The organism is Aggregatibacter sp., from assembly GCF_057314075.1.
The window spans coordinates 239974-258414 of sequence record NZ_DBHLAR010000005.1 but is presented as its reverse complement, the minus strand read 5'-3'; the positions used below and the strand labels follow the sequence as shown (position 1 = coordinate 258414).

Sequence of the window (18441 nt, the reverse complement as noted above, 5' to 3'; positions counted from 1 at the left end):
ATTTTTTATTTGAATCCACCGCACTTCAACGCACTGAGTCGCTTAAAACTGCTATAATCCCCGCCAATTTTTACCAACCATTGAGACCTTATGAAACAACTTTTTGCCACCACAGCCCGTGGGTTTGAAGAGCTTTTAAAATCCGAATTGACCGAGTTAGGCGCGCAGGATGCCAAAGTCGCGCAAGGCGGCGTGCATTATTGGGCGGATGATGAAACCTTGTATCGCACTTTGCTTTGGAGCCGTTTGAGTTCACGCATTTTATTGCCTATCGTGCAAGCGAAAGTCTTTAGCGATTTGGATTTATATTCTGCTGTGGTGGGCGTGAATTGGTTGGATTATTTTGATGAAAAAGTCCATTTTTTCGTAGATTTTAACGGTACGAACCAAGAGATTCGTCATACCCAATTCGGCGCAATGCGTGTGAAAGACGGAATTGTGGATTATTTTGAACGCCATGGTCGCACTCGCCCAAACGTGGACAAAGAGCAACCGGATATTCGTATTCATGCGTATTTGAATCGTGATGACGTGGTGCTGTCGCTTGATTTAAGCGGCGATGCGTTGCACATGCGCGGTTATCGCGAAGACACCGGCAAAGCGCCATTGCGTGAAACCTTGGCAGCTGCGATTGTGTTGCGTTCCGGTTGGCAAAGAGGCACGCCGTTGGTGGATCCGATGTGTGGCTCCGGTACGCTATTGATTGAAGCGGCACAAATGGAAGCACAAATCGCACCGCAATTATATCGTCTGCATTGGGGCTTTGATTTTTGGCAGGGGCATAATCAGGCAGCGTGGGAAAAGGTGAAGGAAGAGGCTTTAGCCTTGGCGGAAGACGAAAAACAACGTGAAAACTCACCGCACTTTTATGGCTTCGATTTGGATCATCGTGTGTTGCAAAAAGCTAAACAAAACGCTAAAAATGCGGGCGTGGCGCATTTGATGCAATGGCAACAGGGCGATGTGGCGGCGATAAAAAATCCAAGTCCGAACGTAGCAGGCACGGTGATTTGTAACCCGCCGTACGGCGAACGTTTAGGCACAACGCCGGCGCTGATTGCCTTATATTCTGTGTTTGGGCAACGCTTAAAACAACAATTTGCCGGCTGGAATGCGTCCATTTTTAGCGGTGAACCAAGTCTATTAGATTGCTTGCGTTTACGTTCTCACCGTCAGTTTAAAGCGAAAAATGGCCCGTTAGATTGTGTACAGAAAAATTATCAAATAGCCGAACGCGCAGAGCAAAGTGCGGTAGAAAACGCCCTAGAATTTGACCACACTTCTTCGGTGTCTTCTGACGTCGCGGTGGATTTTGCGAATCGTCTGCAAAAAAATATCAAGAAAATTGAGAAATGGGCGAAGCAGCAGAGGCTAGACGCTTATCGTTTATATGATGCGGATTTGCCTGAATACAATTTGGCGGTGGATCGTTATGCCGATCACATTGTGGTGCAGGAATATGCCGCGCCGAAAAATATTAATGAAAATAAAGCGCGCCAACGTTTGTTGGATGCGGTGAATGCTACGTTGAACGTTACCGGCATTGAAACCAATAAGTTGATTTTAAAAGTGCGTCAAAAACAAAAAGGCACCAATCAATATGAAAAATTAGCGAACAAAGGCGAGTATTTTTATGTAAACGAATACGGCGCGAAGTTGTGGGTGAACTTAACAGATTATTTGGATACCGGCTTGTTTTTGGATCACCGTCTAACCCGTAAAATGCTCGGCGAAATGGCGCAAGGCAAAGATTTCCTCAATTTGTTTGCTTACACCGGTTCGGCAACGGTGCATGCAGCGTTGGGTAAGGCAAAATCTACCACGACCGTGGATATGTCAAATACCTATCTCAACTGGGCAGAACAGAATTTGTTGTTGAACGACATTGAAGGTAAACAGCACAAACTGATTCAAGCGGATTGCCTGCAATGGTTAGAAAAATGCGATCGTCAGTTTGATTTGATTTTTGTTGACCCACCGACATTTTCTAACTCCAAACGCATGGAAGACAGTTGGGACGTGCAACGGGATCATATTAAGTTAATGACGAATTTAAAACGTATTCTGCGCCCGAACGGCACCATCGTGTTTTCTAACAACAAACGCGGTTTCAAAATGGATTTTGCGAAGTTGGAAGAATTAGGCTTAAGTGCGGTGGAAATTTCTCATAAAACCTTGCCGTTGGATTTTGAACGCAATAAGCAAATTCATAATTGTTGGCTGGTGACGTTAAAATAAGAAAACAAAATAGGGCGGAAATTCCGCCCTATTTTTGTATGTCTTTATATGAAAAGCTGTTAATTTAAAATTAGCAGCTTTGTTTTTTGCTCAATTTACTTAATTGGCAACATGTTTTGGTTTGAAGAAAACCATGGTGAAAATTTGCCAGAAGAAAGCAAGCGCACCAAAGATGAATACAACGTCACCCACTAAACGAACCCAACGTAAGGTGTCGAATAACGGTTGTTGCATGAAGTCTTCGCTACGAGCATACCATAAGCCTTCAGAGATACTTGCGTAACCTTGGATGATACCGATTGGCAATAGGCTGGAGACGATCATTAAGATCAAACCGCCGTTAAGCAACCAGAAGCCCCATTTCATCAATTTGTCGTTGAATGGTGTATTTGGACGTAAGTAACGTGCGATTAAGAATACGAAACCTAATGCCAAGAAACCATATACCCCGAACAATGCCGCGTGGGCGTGTACTGCGGTGGTGTTTAACCCTTGGATATAGTAGAGAGAAATTGGTGGATTGATTAAGAAACCGAATACACCCGCACCCAACATATTCCAGAAGGCAACAGCAACGAAGCAGTAGATAGGCCATTTTAAGCGTTCCATCCACGGCGCTTTTTGTTTCATTGCCCAGTGTTCCCACGCTTCGTGGCCAAGTAGCACTAATGGTACAACTTCAAGTGCGGAGAAGGAGGCACCTACAGCGATAATTGGCGTTGTCGCACCGGCGAAGTATAAGTGGTGGAAGGTTCCCGGAATACCACCGATTAAGAACAATGCCGCTTCGGTGATGGTTGCCACAGTTGCTGTTCGGCGAGAAACTAAACCTAAACTTACGAAGATGAAAGAGAGTGCCGCCACGGAGAATACTTCAAAGAAGCCTTCTACCCAAAGGTGAACTACCCACCAACGCCAGTATTCCATTACGGATAAGTGTGTGTGTTCGCCGTAGAATAATGCCGGACCATAGAATAAGCCGATAGCGATAACAGAAGCGAAGAACAAGGCAAGTAGGTTTTTGTCACCCGGTTGTTTGAATGCATTCACGGTGCCGCGTAGCATTAACACTAACCAGAACAAGATACCTGCGAATTTCACTGCTTGCCAGAAACGACCTAGGTCGATGAATTCATAACCTTGGTGACCGAATAAGAAGCTCCATTCTTCAGGGATGATGTGCGCGATGGCCAAATAGCTACCGGTGAAGGAGCCAACAACCAAGACGACTAACGCCCAGAAGAGAATATCTACACCAAGTTTTTGGTATTTCGGATCTTTACCACCGTTGATAATCGGCGCAAGGAATAAACCACCGGCCAAGAATGCCATGGCGATCCAGAATAATGCTGCTTGAATATGCCAAGTACGCACCAAGGAGTATGGAAGATATTGAGAAATATCTAAACCATAGAATTCCTGACCTTCAACCGTGTAGTGTGCAACAACGGCACCTAAATTCACTTGCACGAAGAAAAGCGCAAGTACGGTAAATAAATATTTACCTAAGGCTTTTTGTGATGGCGTTAATTGCAATTTGGTTAACGGGTCAACTTCCGGTGCAACAGGATCTTTTTCATCTTCACGACGTTTAAATGACCAAATCCACACCACAAAACCGATACCGGCAATAAGGAAAACAACGCTCGCGATAGACCAAATGACGTTTTCCGGTGTTGGCACGTTATTGATTAACGGCTCATGCGGCCAGTTGTTGGTGTACGTCGCATGGGTATTAGGACGTTCTGCAGAGGCAGTCCATGCTGTCCAGAAGAAGAATTTCGCTAAATCTTTACGCGCTTCCAAGCTTGGCAACGTATTGTCTTTCATGGCGAAGTGTTCACGCGTTACTTTGCTCGCAGGATCATCACCATATAAAGAAATATAGTATTGCGCCGTTTTATCCATGGCGGCTAGACGATTAGCGGAAAGCACAACAGTGCCGTTTTCGTCAACTTTACTGCCGCGATATTCTTTAGTTAAACGGCTTTTTAAGAGGGTTTGTTGGTCATCATTTAAGTCGGCAAAGTTTTTACCGTACTCTTGATTTGCAACAATATCTAACCAGTTGGTTAACTCACGATGTAACCAGTCAGCGGTCCAGTCCGGTGCTTGGTAGGCACCATGGCCCCAAACAGAACCCAACTGCATACCACCGGTGGTTTGCCATGCGGTTTGCCCGTGTAAAATATCGTCATGTGTAATCACCGGTTCGCCTTTTTCCGTCACATATTGTTTTGGAATCGGTGGCGCTTCACGGTAGATTTCAAATCCGTAGTAACCGAGAATAGAGAATGCCCCTATTAATACGGCGACTAACAGGTACCAGAACTTTTTGTACTGTCCCATTTGATCACTCCTTGAGAAAATGAAATATTGATAACTTAATAATTTGTGTCAGACACATTGAGATTTTACGATTTAAGTAAAATACCTGACTAATTATATCGGATTTAAAAAGGCGATATATTACCTAATAGTAGGTAAATGTTATGGGGTGGGGATGGGTATAAATTGAGAAATGTGATTTAGATAGGAATAATGTGAAGAGAATCAAAAAGATAAGGGCGGAAACCCCGCCCTATTTTATGTTTAAAAATGACCGCACTTTTAGCGTCTTGAGTCAAATTCGGCTAAAGCTTCATCAAATTGTTCCATCACTTTCGGATGCACAGGTGCAAACACGGAAGAAGTAATGGTGATGAAAGAACATACCAAGAAACCTGGGACGATTTCATAGAGATGAGATAAATCTTCCCAGCCCAAGTATTTCATTAATGGACTCCAGGCAACCACGGTGATAGCACCGGATAACATTCCCCACAATGCAGCTTTGGAGCTAATATTGCGGTTGAATAAAGACAGAATGACAACCGGCCCGAATGCGGCACCAAAACCTGCCCATGCATAGGAAACCAAGCCCATTACTTTAGAGTTTGGATCTTGTGCGATAGCGATGGCAACCACCGAGATTAACAATACCATTAAACGACCGACCCAGACCAATTCAAGGCTTGAGGCTCCTTTACGGAAGAAACCTTTATAGAAATCCTCCGTAATTGCGGCAGAGCACATTAATAATTGGGCGGACAGGGTACTCATGACCGCTGCTAAGATCGCGGATAATACGATGCCGACAATCCAAGGGTTAAACATTGCTTTACTTAACTCAATGAAAACTGCTTCTGCATTGTATAGTTCAATATTTTGGGTGGTGAAATAGGCCAATCCAAAATAGCCCACTGCAACGGCACCACCAAGGCAGAGGAACATCCAAGAAATTCCGATTCGACGGGCTTTTTCGAGAGAGGCGACAGAGTCTGCTGCCATGAAACGGGCAAGAATGTGTGGTTGTCCGAAATAACCCAAGCCCCAAGCCAATGCAGAGATAACACCGATACCGGAAACATTGTGTAGCCAGTTGCTGTATGGAATGCCGGTGACGGTAGATTTAGCTTCCAAAGACATTGTGATTTCATCCCAGCTGATGTTGAGCAATACCATAACCGGCGCAAGAATCAGGGCGAAAATCATTAATGAGGCTTGGATAGTATCACTCCATGAAACCGCTAAATAGCCACCAATAAAGGTGTAAGTAATAGTCGCTAATGCCCCTAACCAAAGTGCGGTGGAGTATTCCAATCCCAATAAGCTTTGGAATAATTTCGCTCCCGCAACCACGCCGGAAGCGCAGTAAATGGTAAAGAAAAAGAGAATAATGCCAGAAGAAATAATTTTTAATGCTTTTTTCTGACGAGGAAAACGTTGTGCAAAAAATTCCGGTAAGGTCAGCGCATTACTATATTTCTCAGTGAAAATCCGCAAACGTCCTGCCACAACGCGATAGTTCAAATAGGCACCAACGGTTAAGCCGACAGCAATCCATGCTTCGGAAAGGCCTGATAAGAAAATAGCGCCGGGTAACCCCATTAATAGCCAGCCGGACATGTCGGAAGCGCCGGCAGACATGGCGGTCACAAAACTTCCCATTTTTCGACCACCCAAAATGTAATCGTCAAAATTTTTGGTGGAACGATAGGCGTATAACCCAATGCCTAAAATAATTGCCAAATAGAGGCCAAAGGTGATGTAGATTTGCATAAAACACTCCTTTTATTCTTCTTGAGAGGACATTAATGAGGTGTTTCCACCTGCCGCAGTGGTGTTATAACTGCGGGAAAATTCATCATACAATGGCAGTAAATCTTGGGTATCTTGCCAGTCGTAACATTTGAAAATGGCTTTACTGTTTTCAGCCAGCCATTGGCGTTTGGCTTTATCAAGTGCGGTCAAATAAATACCTTTTTGACAGTGACCTAACTTCGTATCAACACGAATACCCGGTTTGGCTTTGGCGGCTAATGGATGCTGTGGCTCTACTAAAATGGTAAAACCTTTGGCAATCAGTTTTTCTGCCGCTTTTTCTGCTGCAGCTAAGTCGCCGTTTAGAATCGCCACTTCACAAGGCAGATAAGCTAAGGAGTTGTGTTCACCGGTGATACTTTCTAATACCGGTTTGGTTGTGCCTAGCGTATTTTCATCGCCAAATTGGCTGTAATAGCGAGGTGTACGAGTTAAGCGTTGCAAATAGAACTCACCGCCGGCTTTTGGTCCTGTGCCGGATAATCCGTGTCCACCGAATGGTTGAACACCAACCACCGCACCTACAATATTACGGTTGATATAGAAGTTACCGCAGTTTAAGTGGCGTTCTACAATATCCATATGTTTGCGAATACGGGTATGGCAACCTCCGGTCAGCGCATAACCTTTTTCATTTACCGCTTTGAGGACATTGAGTAAGTTATCTTTTTTATAACGTACAATGTGTAGAATCGGACCGAAGACTTCACGCTGTACTTGATCGAGGTTATCCAACAAATACACGCTCGGCGCCACGAAATGCCCTTGGGTTGGCGTGTCGATTTCCGCATAAGCACGGGCAACTTTGCGCATGGTTGCCTTGTGGTTTTCAAGATTTTGTTTGGCTTCTTCATCAATTACCGGACCGATGTCGGTTTCCAATAAACGTGGATCGCCCAAACTCAATTCTTTAATGGCTTCAGTGATCATCTTGTAATAGTGATCTGCCACATCTTCTTGTAATAATAAGATGCGTAATGCGGAACAACGCTGACCTGCCGAGTCAAAGGCTGAGCTGAGAACATCAGCAACGACTTGTTCCGGTAAGGCTGAAGAATCAACAACAAGGACGTTTTGACCGCCGGTTTCCGCAATCAACACAGGATCGTTATCTGCGAGTGTCAGACGTTGCTCAATGAGTTTGGCCACTTCTGTTGAACCGGTAAATACCACCCCATCAAAAGGTTGTTGGACTAACGCAGCCCCTAAATCCCCTGCCCCTAACACCAGTTGTAGGGTTTCTTTCGGGATACCGGCTTGGTGTAAGAGTTTCACGGCGGCATACGCAATTAATGAGGTTTGTTCAGCCGGTTTTGCAATCACTGCATTGCCAGCCGCTAAAGAGGCGGCAATTTGGCCGGTAAAGATGGCTAACGGGAAGTTCCATGGAGAAATACAAAGCACTTTTCCACGAGGCTCGGCAAGGTGATTTTGTGTTGCGAGCTGTTCTAATTGAACAGCGTAATAGCGTAAGAAATCCACGGCTTCACGTAATTCTGCAATGGCGTTTGGCAAGGTTTTGCCCGCTTCAACCACAGCGAGTTTCATCAACAAGCCGAAATGTTCTTCATATAAGTCGGCAGCATTGCGTAAAACGTTGGCTTTTTCCACCGCACTTTTAGCTTTCCATTGGGTATTGTCAGCAGCGGTAAACACTTTTTCCGCCTGATTTACGGCTAAAAAAGCAACTTCTGCAATTGTTTCATTGAGATTGGCCGGATTAGTCACTTGATGTGCCGGCTCATTTTCGGCATTTTCAAATGCAACTAAAGACACTGCATTTTCAATGGTTGCCGTATTAAGTGCTTGTTCTAATCTTGTTAATTCCAGTTCATTGCTCAGATCGAAACCGGCGGAGTTTTTACGGTTTTTAAATAATTCTAGCGGTTTGAGAACAGATTTATTCGGCTCACCATGAGATTTGGCATAAAGTTTCCATGGCGGCGTAACAAGTTGTTCGACCGGAATGTTTTCATCAACCAGCTGGTGAACGAAAGAGGAGTTTGCACCGTTTTCTAAGAGACGGCGGACTAAATAGGCTAACAAGGTGGCATGAGTCCCCACCGGTGCATAGACACGAACTTGTCGGTTCAGATTTTCTTTCCCCACAATATTGTCATAAAGAGATTCCCCCATGCCGTGTAGGCATTGGAATTCAAAGTTTTTACCTTGTCCTAATTCGTGAATCGTGCACATGGTTTGCACGTTATGGGTGGCAAATTGCGGATAAATGACATCTTGTGCGGCAAATAATTTTTTCGCACAAGCAATATAAGAAATATCGGTATGATTTTTACGTGTGTAAAGTGGAAAACCGTCCAAACCATCCGCTTGTGCCCATTTGATTTCGCTGTCCCAATAAGCACCTTTAACAAGGCGAATCATCAAATAGCCTTGTTTTTCTCGGGCTAAATTAATTAAATAATCCAATACAAATGGACAACGTTTAGAGTAAGCCTGTACCACGAAACCAATGCCTTTATAGCCTTGTAATTCCGGTTCATCTAATAATTTTTCCACAAGATCGAGGGAAAGCTCTAAACGGCTGGCCTCTTCCGCATCAATATTGATACTGATGTTGTATTTCTTCGCTAATAAAAAGAGTTCTTTTAAGCGTGGGTAAAGCTCATTGATGGTACGATCATATTTAGAACGACTATATTTCGGGTGAATTGCAGAAAGTTTAACGGAAACACTGTTGCCGTTATAAATGGTACGTCCGGCTGCGTCTTTGCCCACTTCTTCAATCGCGTGTAAATAGTCGTTGAAATAACGTTGTGCATCAGCTTCTGTCATTGCAGCTTCGCCCAACATATCAAAAGAGAACGTAAAGCCTTTTTCATAACGCGGTCTAATGTTTTGTAGTGCCTCTTGCATAGTCATGCCGGTAACGAACTGTTTACCCAAAATCTGCATAGATTTGATAATTGCCATGCGCATAATGGGTGCAGACAAACGGGAGAAACTACGAGTGAGCGCATTTGATAAACTGTTTTCATCAAGCGTTTCGCTAATTTTTTTACCAAAGAGCAAACCATAACTTGCAGCGTTGATGAAGAATGAATTGGAATTGCCTATGTGAGATTTCCAGTTCCCTTCTTTCAATTTTTCGTAAATTAAATCATCACGGGTTTGTGCATCAGGAATACGTAACAAGGCTTCAGCCAAGCACATTAACGCAACCCCTTCTTCACTGCTTAATGAAAACTCTTGCATTAAGGCATCTGCGCCATATTGTTTTTGTTTAAGTTGACGTAATTTTTTAATTAACTTAATAGTATTGTCTGTGATGCGCTGTTCTTGTTCAGGAGTAAAATCTAATGTTTTCATTAAAGAATCGACCGCACTTTTCTCATCTAAACGATAGTTTGCAGTGATTGCTTGGCGAATAGGGCTATATTGTTTTGATAGTGTGAATTGCATGAGAAGTCTCCTTTTGTTATATAATTGTTATCAAAATATAGACGGTATATTTATTAGTAAATGACTTTTTTGGTGATCTGTGATTGAAGTCACATAAAAAATAAGGTTTTATTGTTCGTAATATGTACGAATTGCGAGTTTTATAGACTGAAAAGAAAGAGAAGAAATAAAAAACTCCCTACGGCGAGGGAGTTTTTTATTGGGGATAAGAGATTATAGGTTGAACACGGCAAATAACACGATGATGCTATAAAGTGTTGCCAAACCGTAGAAAATAAATCCTCCGGCCGGTACATGAACTTTAATATCATGCATACCGTGATGAATGCGGTGTAAACCTCCCCACATTGGGAAAATTGTGAGAACGAGAATAACTAATTTCCCTACCCAGTGGTGTGCAAAGACAATAATACTCTCTGGGCTAATGATACCGAAAGGCAATAGCAAACCAAGGATAAGAATTAATACTGGGAAAGCCAAAGCACTTACCATGCCGCCGGCACTGAACATTAACCAGACAGGTGGTTCGTTTGAACGTTTTGGATTTTGATTAACCATAACTTCCCCCTAGATAAAGACTAACACTAAAGCCAATACGGTGACGGCGACAAATGCGCCACGTAAAGCATTTTTAATGAGTTTTGCCGGCAAACCGGTGGTGCCTGACATCACTTCGCCTGTCATATCAAATAATGTGACAGCGTGGAGCAATAAAGCGGCCAGTGAGATAATGTTAAGAATCACGACAATTGGATTTTGTAGGAACGGAATGAAATTCATGACAAATCCATCTGCCTTGCCTAAACAAATCACACCGTAAAGCAATACTAAGCTGAACCAAACTGTTGGCACCGCTGTGGCTTCACGTAGCATATAGAATTTGTAGAAATCCCAACTTTTCCACCAAGTCGGCGTAATTTCACGAACGTATTTTTTACGTTTACTTACTGTTGTAGTCATAATCTTTCCCCTTACGCCTTCGGTTTAAGCATGGAAATGAGGTAATCTTTGGCGCTTTCTAATTTGCCCTGGTTAATGGCGGTGGCAGGGCCTACGTGTTTTGGACATACTTCAGAGCAGGCACCTACGAAGGTACAAGACCAAACCCCATTTTTGCCATTCATAATTTTCATTCGTTCTGCTTTACCGTGATCGCGGTTATCTAAGTTATAACGATGACCTAAAGTTAATACGGCCGGGCCAACGAATTCCGGGTTTAAACCGAATTGTGGGCAGGCGGCATAGCATAGGCCACAGTTGATACACATAGAGAACTGGCGGTATTTTTCCAATTGCGCCGGTGTTTGTTTGGTACGGCTTTTCGCTAATTCTTTAGACGGATGTGGCTTGCCATCTAACTCAGGTGCTTGGTTGCCGATAACATAAGGTTTGATGGCTTCTAAGCTTTCGATGAAATGGCTTAAGTCCACAATTAAATCCCGTTCAATCGGGAAGTTGGCTAGGGCTTCAATACGCATGTGGCCACTGTAGTCACGTAAGAAAGTTTTGCACGCCAATTTTGGAATGTTGTTTACCATCATGCCGCAAGAACCGCAGATTGCCATACGGCATGACCAACGATAAGAAAGTTCCGGTTCAAGCTTGTCTTTAATGTAACCTAACGCATCAAGTAAGGAGGTTTGGCTGTCATAAGGCACTTGATAAGTTTTCAAGTGTGGCTCTTTGTCAACTTCCGGATTGTAACGTAGAATTTCAACGTTCATGATTGATTGTTCGGCCATATAATTACTCCTTACCCGCTTGTTCTTTTGCCTTTGCGGCGGCTTCTGCAGCTTCTGCTTCTGCACCGTAAACACGTTTTGCCGGTTGTGATTTAGTGATTTTCACCGGGCTGTATTCAATGCGTGGTGCACCGTTTTCATTATAGAACGCCAAGGTATGTTTCAAGTAGTTCACATCATCACGTTCGGTGTAATCTAAACGTTGGTGCGCACCACGAGACTCTTTACGTTCAATCGCAGAGTTCGCAATAGACTGTGCTACATCTAAAATGTAACCCAATTCAACGGTATATAATAAGTTTGTATTAAATACGCTAGAGCGGTCAGTAATACGAATGTGTTTGTAGCGCTCTTTAAGTTCTGCAATTTTATCAACGGCTTGTTGCATACTTTCTTGGGTACGATAGATGCCGCAACCTTCTTCCATAGCTTGACCCATTTCGTCACGAATTTCAGACCAAGACTCAGTACCTTCCTGGCTATAGAGGTCAGTCAAACGTTTTACAACATCTTGTGCCTGAGCATCAAGCGCAGTTTGGTTAGCCGGGGTGGCTTCAAGTGCACGTTGTGCAGCATATTCACCCGCAACTCGGCCTAATACGACTAATTCAGCCAAGGAGTTGGAACCTAAGCGGTTCGCGCCATGTAAACCGGAAGAAGCGCATTCGCCTACCGCAAATAAACCTTTAATACGAGTTTCACTGTTGAAGTCAACTTCAATTCCTCCCATGGTGTAGTGAACTACCGGGCGTACGGGAATTGGCGCTTTCGCCGGATCGACACCTTCATAAGCTTTCGCTAATTCACAAATGAATGGTAAACGTTCGTGTAAGTATTTTTCACCAAGGTGACGTAAGTCCAGGTGCACCACATCAACGCCTTTAGCTGTTTTTAAGGTGTTACCTTTACGCCATTCTTGCCAGAATGCTTGTGATACTTTATCACGAGGGCCTAATTCCATGTATTTGTTTTCCGGTTTGCCGATTGGTGTTTCCGGTCCCAAACCGTAGTCTTGTAAATAGCGATAGCCATCTTTATTGACTAAAATGCCACCTTCACCACGGCAACCTTCGGTCATTAAGATGCCGGTGTTTGGTAAACCGGTTGGGTGATATTGCACGAATTCCATATCACGCAATGGCACACCATGACGATACGCCATTGATAAACCGTCTCCGGTTACAATACCACCATTCGTGTTAAAACGGAAAGCGCGGCAACCACCACCAGTTGCGATAACAACGGCATTAGCATTAATTTGTATTAAAGAACCTTCCATCATATTCATGGCAACCATACCACGTGCATGACCGTCATCCACTAAAATGTCTAATACAAAGTGTTCATCGAAACGAATGATTTGTGGGTATTGAATGGAGGTTTGGAATAACGTGTGAAGTAAGTGGAAACCGGTTTTATCGGCAGCGAACCAAGTACGTTCGATTTTCATCCCACCGAAACGGCGTACGTTTACATCGCCATCGGTTTTACGGCTCCAAGGGCAGCCCCAGCGTTCAAGTTGAGTCATTTCCACCGGAGAGTGTTCCACGAAATACTCCACGACATCTTGCTCACACAACCAGTCGCCACCAGCAACGGTATCGTGGAAGTGTTTATCGTAGGAGTCTTCTTCTTTAATCACTGCCGCAGCACCACCTTCAGCCGCAACAGTATGACTGCGCATTGGATAAACTTTTGATACTAAAGCAATTTTAAGATTTGGATTAGCTTGGGCTGCAGCAATCGCCGCACGTAAACCACCGCCACCTGCGCCAACAATAGCGATATCGACGTTAACAGTTTGCACGATATTCCTCCAAGTAAAGGGATGATAATAAAAACACCAAATAGATTTTTGGTACTGTTAGGGTGAAGTCATTTTGCCATTATTTTTTGTGATTAGAACCTTTTTTCTCAAACTTTGTCGCGATTTCGTGATCTACCTCAAAAAAGTTAACAAACAGAACCAGTTGTTTACATTTTGTCTTATTGTTAACAAGTCATTAACGTTGGGTTAACTAAAAAGTACATAAAAGTGCGGTAGAAAAAAGGATTCATTTATGAATTTTGATTCACTTGTTTTAGAATAAGCGGCAAATTTTTCAAATTATCTTTAGCAAAGGCATATTTATGTTTGAACAAGAAGCGTGGCAACCAACGGCATCCATTAAAAACTTGCTTGCCCGTGCGAAATTAATGGCAGAAATTCGTCAATTTTTTACTGATCGCGGTTTGCTGGAAGTGGAAACTCCGGTTTTAAGTGAATTTGGGGTGACAGATCTTCATCTCGCTACGTTCAGCACAGAATTTGTTTCTCCTTTTGGAGAGCAATCCAAAACGTTGTGGCTTTCCACTAGTCCCGAATATCACATGAAGCGTTTGTTGGCCGCAGGCAGTGGTCCGATATTTCAAATTAGCAAAGTATTTCGTAACGAAGAGGCAGGGAATCGCCATAATCCGGAATTTACAATGTTGGAATGGTATCGACCGCACTTTGATATGTACCGCTTAATCAATGAAGTAGACGATTTATTACAACAAATATTGGAATGTCCACCAGCAGAAAGTATGAGTTATCAATTCGCGTTTCAGCAATATGTCGGTTTGGATCCATTGTCGGCAGAATTATCTGATCTTGTAGAAAAAGCGAAAAAATATCAGTTAGTTGATGCTGAAAAAGAGAATCGTGATACGTTGTTGCAATTTCTTTTCAGTGCGGTGGTGGAACCACGAATTGGGCATGACAGCCCAGTCGTGGTATATCATTTTCCGGCAAGCCAAGCGGCGTTGGCACAAATTAGCTCGGAGGATCTGCGCGTTGCAGAGCGTTTTGAGTTTTATTACAAAGGGCTAGAGCTTGCTAATGGTTTCCATGAATTGGCGGATGTGCGGGAACAATTACATCGCTTCGAGTTGGATAATCGTCAACGGGAAAAAGCCGGTCTGCCGGTGCGTGATATTGATAAACGTTTGTTGGGAGCGTTACAAGCCGGAATCCCGGATTGTTCGGGCGTCGCTCTCGGTGTGGATCGCTTGCTCATGATTGCCATGGACGCGGAGAGTATTAAAGAGGTGATTTCCTTTGCGATAGACAATGCGTAAAGTGCGGTCATAAATGGCGATATTTTTTAAATGCTAAAAGTGCGGTCGAAAAATAAAATGTTTTTTATGACCGCACTTTTGTTTACTTCAAAATAAACATTGGTGTTTGGCTAATCGGATCGCGGTGTATTACCACCTCTAAATCAAATACCTCTTTTAATAGCCGCTCTGTCATCACTTCGTCAGGCGTCCCTTGGGCCATAAGGTTACCGTCTTTGAGAACGATTAAATAATCACAATAACGACAAGCCTGATTTAGATCATGGAGTACGGTAATGACGGTTTTTCCGTTTTGTTGCATTTGACGCATCATGCCCATGAGTTCCGCCTGTCGGTTGAGATCCAAATAAGTGGTTGGTTCATCCAACAGAACAAGTTCTGCATCTTGCGCTAATGTCATGGCTAAGAAAACCCGTTGTTGTTGCCCGCCGGATAAATCCGATACTAAATGTTCCGCCAGTTCCGCGGTGTGGGTTTGTTCCATAGCCCAAGCCACTAATTGCTCATCTTTATCACTTAATTTGCCCCACAAATTCAAATAAGGCGAACGGCCGTAAGCAATTAATTCGCGTACCTTAATGCCTTCCGGCACCAAATGTTGTTGTGGCAAGAACGCCAATTGTTTGGCGTATTCTTTCGGGGTGCTTTGCCAAATATCTTTGCCTTTGTGAGTAATTGTGCCTAGACGAGGCTTGAGCAAACGGGCCACTGCTTTCAGTGTTGTGGATTTGCCACACCCGTTCGGGCCAATTAAGGCAATAATTTGGTTGCTCGGAAAGGTGAGAGATAAATCCCGTACGATAGTTTTATCTTGATAGCCTAATTGTAACTTATTGATCTCAATGCTCATTATTTCGTTCTCATCAATAAATAGAAGAAGTAAGGGGCGCCGATAATGGCTGTGAGAATACCGGCGGGCAGTTCTGTCGGCGGATCGATAACCCGCGCTAAAATATCGGAAATCTGTAACAACAACGTGCCGATTAGCATGGCTGCCGGCAATAATGTGCGGTGACGTCCACCGACCAATTTGCGTGCTAAGTGCGGTGCAACTAAGCCGAGAAATGCGATGGGGCCGCAAATGGCGACGGCTGTTGTGGAAAGCGCAACAGCCAGCACTAATACCAAGATTTGCGTTTTATTTACGCTTACTCCCAAGGTGGCCGCTTTGTTTTCACCTAAACCTAAGGTGTCCAAATCTCGACAGAAAATAAACGGTAACGGCAATAACACCAACAACCAAGGCAAAACGACATTGACATAAGCCCAACTTCTGCCCCACAAACTTCCGGTTAGCCAAAGCATAGCCGTGTTGATTTCTACCGGATTGGTTAGCATTAAATAATGGCTGATTGCCGCCCATAGGGCAGAAAGCGCCACGCCGATAATGGCCATTTTGATCGGGCGGAAGTTAAAACCACATATCATCCATAACAAAATGAAAGACAGGACACCGCCGATAAAGGCGAAAATCGGTAGCCAGTAAAAGGCTAAATTCGGTAGGAAGATTAATACGGTGACGGCGACTAAACCGGCGGCGTTATTGATTCCTAAAATATCAGGAGAGGCCAACGGATTACGCACGACACTTTGCACCAATACCCCGGAAATGGCCAATGCACCGCCGATAATAATGGCCAGTAGCGCGCGTGGCAGACGGTATTCCATTAAAGTGAAGTAGTTTTTATCGTCAGGGTGAAAAGCCTGGCTAATTTCATCAAAGGATAGCGTGTAAGTGCCGTAGCGAATGCTTAATACAAATAATAGCGCAACCGTACAGAGTGCCGATAAGTAAAAGCCGATTGCACGGAATCCTGAATGAGAACGGCGCATTAGTGTTTTCCTCTGGCAAATAATACAAAGATTGGCGCACCGATTAAGGCCAAAATGGCGCCGGCAGGTACTTCACTTGGGAAATCAACAGCACGGGCAACGGTATCCGCCGCCAACATTAAAATAGCGCCTAATAACATGGACATGGGTAATGATTTTCGTAGGTCATAGCCGATCCAATAACGCGCTAAGTGTGGAATTAACAAACCGATAAAGGCGACCGGGCCGGCTACGCTAACGGCTGAACCCACAATTAATAATGCTATGATATTGGCATACCAACGCAGACGGAACAGGTTAATTCCCAAGGATTGAGCGGATTCGTCGCTCAAATTGAGTAAATTTAAACGGCTGGCAAAGAAGAGGCAAAAGAGTGCGCTCGATAGCAGAAACGGCCAAATAGCGTGCCATTCGTTCCAGCGGGCGTGAGAAATGCCGCCGGCAAGCCAACTCATTACGCCAAAAGCGTGATCTTCCGACATAATTAAGGCTAATTTGGTGAGAGCAGTACACAACAACGACACGGCAATCCCTGCCAAAATCACGCGGCTGCGATCGCCGCTACTGTCTTTCCACGCGTTGCTGATCAACATTACAACCAACCAACTGATTCCACCGCCGATACTTGCCACCAAGGCAATGCTATAGCCTGATAATAAGGCCGGGCTAATGGCACTCGCCGTTACCATGGCCAAACTTGCGCCGGAGTTAACGCTTAATAGCGTTGGTGAGGCTAGTGGGTTGCGGGTGATGGTTTGTAATAATGCCCCGGCTACCGCCAAATTGGCGCCTAATGCGATCGCCACTAACGCCCGAGGGAAACGTAAATCGACCACGGTGATCTTGGTCAATTCATCGCCATTGGGGAAAAAGGCGTTTAGCGCATCTAATGGTGAAATTTCAATAGGGTAGTATAAAAACAGACTTCCCCACAACAGGAAAGCCAGTCCTATCAGGGGGAAGCCCCAACGAAAAGCTTTGCCAAACATTATTTTTGATTAACGAATTGTTCAACTTGTTTTGCCATGATCTCGCTGGCCGTAATGCCGCGTCCGCGCGCCCACATATCGGCATTGACGCTAAATACATGTTTGGCTTTTACGGCAGGAATGGCTTGCCATAATGGTTCTGCTTCCCATTTGCGGGCGATACTTTCTTGGCGATAGTGGGCGATAAACATATAGTCCGGTTTTTCCATCACTAATTGCTCAAGATTGATTTCAGCAAAGGCTTGAGTAGCGTTTGGTAATTTTGGCGAGTTAAAACCCAGAACACCAAGGAAACTGGCGACATAACCACTGTCATTTTGTAAATTGAATTTGTCTTCGCGAGAGGTACCGAAAATCCCTTTTTTGCCTTTCACATTGATATTTTGCGCAATGCTTTCGATAATTTTATTGTGTTTATCAATTTGCAATTTCATTTCACTGCCTTTACCGACAACATCGCCGATTTTTTGTGCTGTATCAAGATTCTCCTGATAGCTTTCATGGCGGGAGTCAAACATCATGGTCGGGGCAATTTTTTTTAATTCTTCATACACTGCTGTATGGCGAGAAGGATCAGCGATAATTAAATCGGGTTTTAATGCGGCAATGGCTTCAAGACTAGGTTGCGAACGGGTACCGACAGATTCCCAAGGTTGAATCTTATCGCGCACTTCTTGCAAAATGCGGGTTTTATCGTTGTCATCGGCAACGCCGACTGGGCTAACACCAACTTGAGCAAGGGCATCAACGAAAGAATATTCTAACGCGACAATGCGACTTGGGGTTTTATCTATAGTGAATTCACCTTTAGCATCGGTGACGGTCACAGCACTTGCCGTCACAGATGCCATAAGGAAAAGAGAAGTAAGGGTTGCGTTGACGAATTTTTTCATTTTCGAGTCCTCTGTCATCATAAAAACATAAGTGTAATTGGGTAAATTATACACAGGACTCGGTATTGAGAATAGTTC

13 protein-coding genes are annotated in these 18441 nt (G+C 44.0%); 2 read left to right on the top strand and 11 right to left on the bottom strand.

What is annotated here, in order from left to right; translation table 11 throughout:
• The first annotated feature begins 90 nt into the window (after nt 1-90).
• Nucleotides 91-2238, top strand: coding sequence for a bifunctional 23S rRNA (guanine(2069)-N(7))-methyltransferase RlmK/23S rRNA (guanine(2445)-N(2))-methyltransferase RlmL (gene rlmKL / locus ACO5E4_RS04680; protein WP_485862230.1), 2148 nt, complete (start codon nt 91-93; stop codon nt 2236-2238).
• 99 nt (nt 2239-2337) lie between these two features.
• Here rlmKL and ACO5E4_RS04675 read toward each other — a convergent pair whose 3' ends face one another.
• The 7 genes from ACO5E4_RS04675 to frdA form a co-directional block, all read right to left on the bottom strand.
• Complete coding sequence (locus tag ACO5E4_RS04675; RefSeq protein WP_485862229.1) at nt 2338-4587, bottom strand: nitric-oxide reductase large subunit; 2250 nt, start codon at nt 4585-4587, stop codon at nt 2338-2340.
• A 261-nt stretch (nt 4588-4848) separates the two neighbouring features.
• Nucleotides 4849-6339, bottom strand: a complete 1491-nt coding sequence (gene putP, locus ACO5E4_RS04670) for a sodium/proline symporter PutP (RefSeq protein ID WP_485862228.1) — start codon at nt 6337-6339, stop codon at nt 4849-4851.
• Nucleotides 6340-6351: 12 nt separating this feature from the next.
• A complete protein-coding gene (gene putA, locus ACO5E4_RS04665; protein WP_485862227.1) occupies nt 6352-9804 on the bottom strand; it encodes a bifunctional proline dehydrogenase/L-glutamate gamma-semialdehyde dehydrogenase PutA in 3453 nt (1150 codons plus the stop codon).
• 213 nt (nt 9805-10017) lie between these two features.
• Nucleotides 10018-10362: a fumarate reductase subunit FrdD gene (gene frdD / locus ACO5E4_RS04660; RefSeq protein WP_485862226.1), complete on the bottom strand. Its 345-nt coding sequence runs from the start codon at nt 10360-10362 to the stop codon at nt 10018-10020.
• A gap of 9 nt (nt 10363-10371) precedes the next feature.
• Nucleotides 10372-10764, bottom strand: a complete 393-nt coding sequence (frdC, locus tag ACO5E4_RS04655) for a fumarate reductase subunit FrdC (RefSeq protein ID WP_021615989.1) — start codon at nt 10762-10764, stop codon at nt 10372-10374.
• A gap of 11 nt (nt 10765-10775) precedes the next feature.
• A complete protein-coding gene (locus ACO5E4_RS04650; protein WP_212510479.1) occupies nt 10776-11546 on the bottom strand; it encodes a succinate dehydrogenase/fumarate reductase iron-sulfur subunit in 771 nt (256 codons plus the stop codon).
• 4 nt (nt 11547-11550) lie between these two features.
• Entirely contained in the window at nt 11551-13353 is a 1803-nt protein-coding gene (frdA, locus tag ACO5E4_RS04645; protein WP_485862225.1) for a fumarate reductase (quinol) flavoprotein subunit, read from the bottom strand.
• Nucleotides 13354-13676: 323 nt separating this feature from the next.
• Between frdA and epmA the strand changes: the two genes are divergently transcribed.
• Nucleotides 13677-14648, top strand: coding sequence for an elongation factor P--(R)-beta-lysine ligase (gene epmA / locus ACO5E4_RS04640; protein WP_485862224.1), 972 nt, complete (start codon nt 13677-13679; stop codon nt 14646-14648).
• Between the two features lie 82 nt (nt 14649-14730).
• On the opposite strand, the gene fecE is transcribed toward epmA, so the two are convergent.
• From fecE to ACO5E4_RS04620, 4 genes are read right to left on the bottom strand one after another with little or no spacing between them, the layout of a single operon-like run.
• Nucleotides 14731-15498 (bottom strand): Fe(3+) dicitrate ABC transporter ATP-binding protein FecE, encoded by a 768-nt coding sequence (gene fecE / locus ACO5E4_RS04635; RefSeq protein WP_005703849.1) that lies wholly within the window; start codon nt 15496-15498, stop codon nt 14731-14733.
• Entirely contained in the window at nt 15498-16481 is a 984-nt protein-coding gene (fecD, locus tag ACO5E4_RS04630; RefSeq protein WP_109058567.1) for a Fe(3+) dicitrate ABC transporter permease subunit FecD, read from the bottom strand. Before fecD ends, fecE begins: the two co-directional genes overlap by 1 nt.
• Nucleotides 16481-17470 carry an iron-dicitrate ABC transporter permease FecC gene (gene fecC / locus ACO5E4_RS04625; protein ID WP_485862223.1) on the bottom strand — a complete coding sequence of 330 codons (990 nt, stop codon included), beginning with the start codon at nt 17468-17470 and terminating at the stop codon, nt 16481-16483. Before fecC ends, fecD begins: the two co-directional genes overlap by 1 nt.
• Nucleotides 17470-18363 (bottom strand): Fe(3+) dicitrate ABC transporter substrate-binding protein FecB, encoded by an 894-nt coding sequence (locus ACO5E4_RS04620; RefSeq protein WP_485862222.1) that lies wholly within the window; start codon nt 18361-18363, stop codon nt 17470-17472. Before ACO5E4_RS04620 ends, fecC begins: the two co-directional genes overlap by 1 nt.
• Nucleotides 18364-18441: the final 78 nt, after the last annotated feature.

What these genes read in the sequence shown, in the direction of transcription:
- rlmKL (WP_485862230.1), top strand. Translation starts at nt 91, where the DNA reads ATGAAACAACTTTTTGCCACCACAGCCCGTGGGTTTGAAGAGCTTTTA.
- ACO5E4_RS04675 (WP_485862229.1), bottom strand. Translation starts at nt 4,587, where the DNA reads ATGGGACAGTACAAAAAGTTCTGGTACCTGTTAGTCGCCGTATTAATA.
- putP (WP_485862228.1), bottom strand. Translation starts at nt 6,339, where the DNA reads ATGCAAATCTACATCACCTTTGGCCTCTATTTGGCAATTATTTTAGGC.
- putA (WP_485862227.1), bottom strand. Translation starts at nt 9,804, where the DNA reads ATGCAATTCACACTATCAAAACAATATAGCCCTATTCGCCAAGCAATC.
- frdD (WP_485862226.1), bottom strand. Translation starts at nt 10,362, where the DNA reads ATGGTTAATCAAAATCCAAAACGTTCAAACGAACCACCTGTCTGGTTA.
- frdC (WP_021615989.1), bottom strand. Translation starts at nt 10,764, where the DNA reads ATGACTACAACAGTAAGTAAACGTAAAAAATACGTTCGTGAAATTACG.
- ACO5E4_RS04650 (WP_212510479.1), bottom strand. Translation starts at nt 11,546, where the DNA reads ATGGCCGAACAATCAATCATGAACGTTGAAATTCTACGTTACAATCCG.
- epmA (WP_485862224.1), top strand. Translation starts at nt 13,677, where the DNA reads ATGTTTGAACAAGAAGCGTGGCAACCAACGGCATCCATTAAAAACTTG.
- fecE (WP_005703849.1), bottom strand. Translation starts at nt 15,498, where the DNA reads ATGAGCATTGAGATCAATAAGTTACAATTAGGCTATCAAGATAAAACT.
- fecD (WP_109058567.1), bottom strand. Translation starts at nt 16,481, where the DNA reads ATGCGCCGTTCTCATTCAGGATTCCGTGCAATCGGCTTTTACTTATCG.
- fecC (WP_485862223.1), bottom strand. Translation starts at nt 17,470, where the DNA reads ATGTTTGGCAAAGCTTTTCGTTGGGGCTTCCCCCTGATAGGACTGGCT.
- ACO5E4_RS04620 (WP_485862222.1), bottom strand. Translation starts at nt 18,363, where the DNA reads ATGAAAAAATTCGTCAACGCAACCCTTACTTCTCTTTTCCTTATGGCA.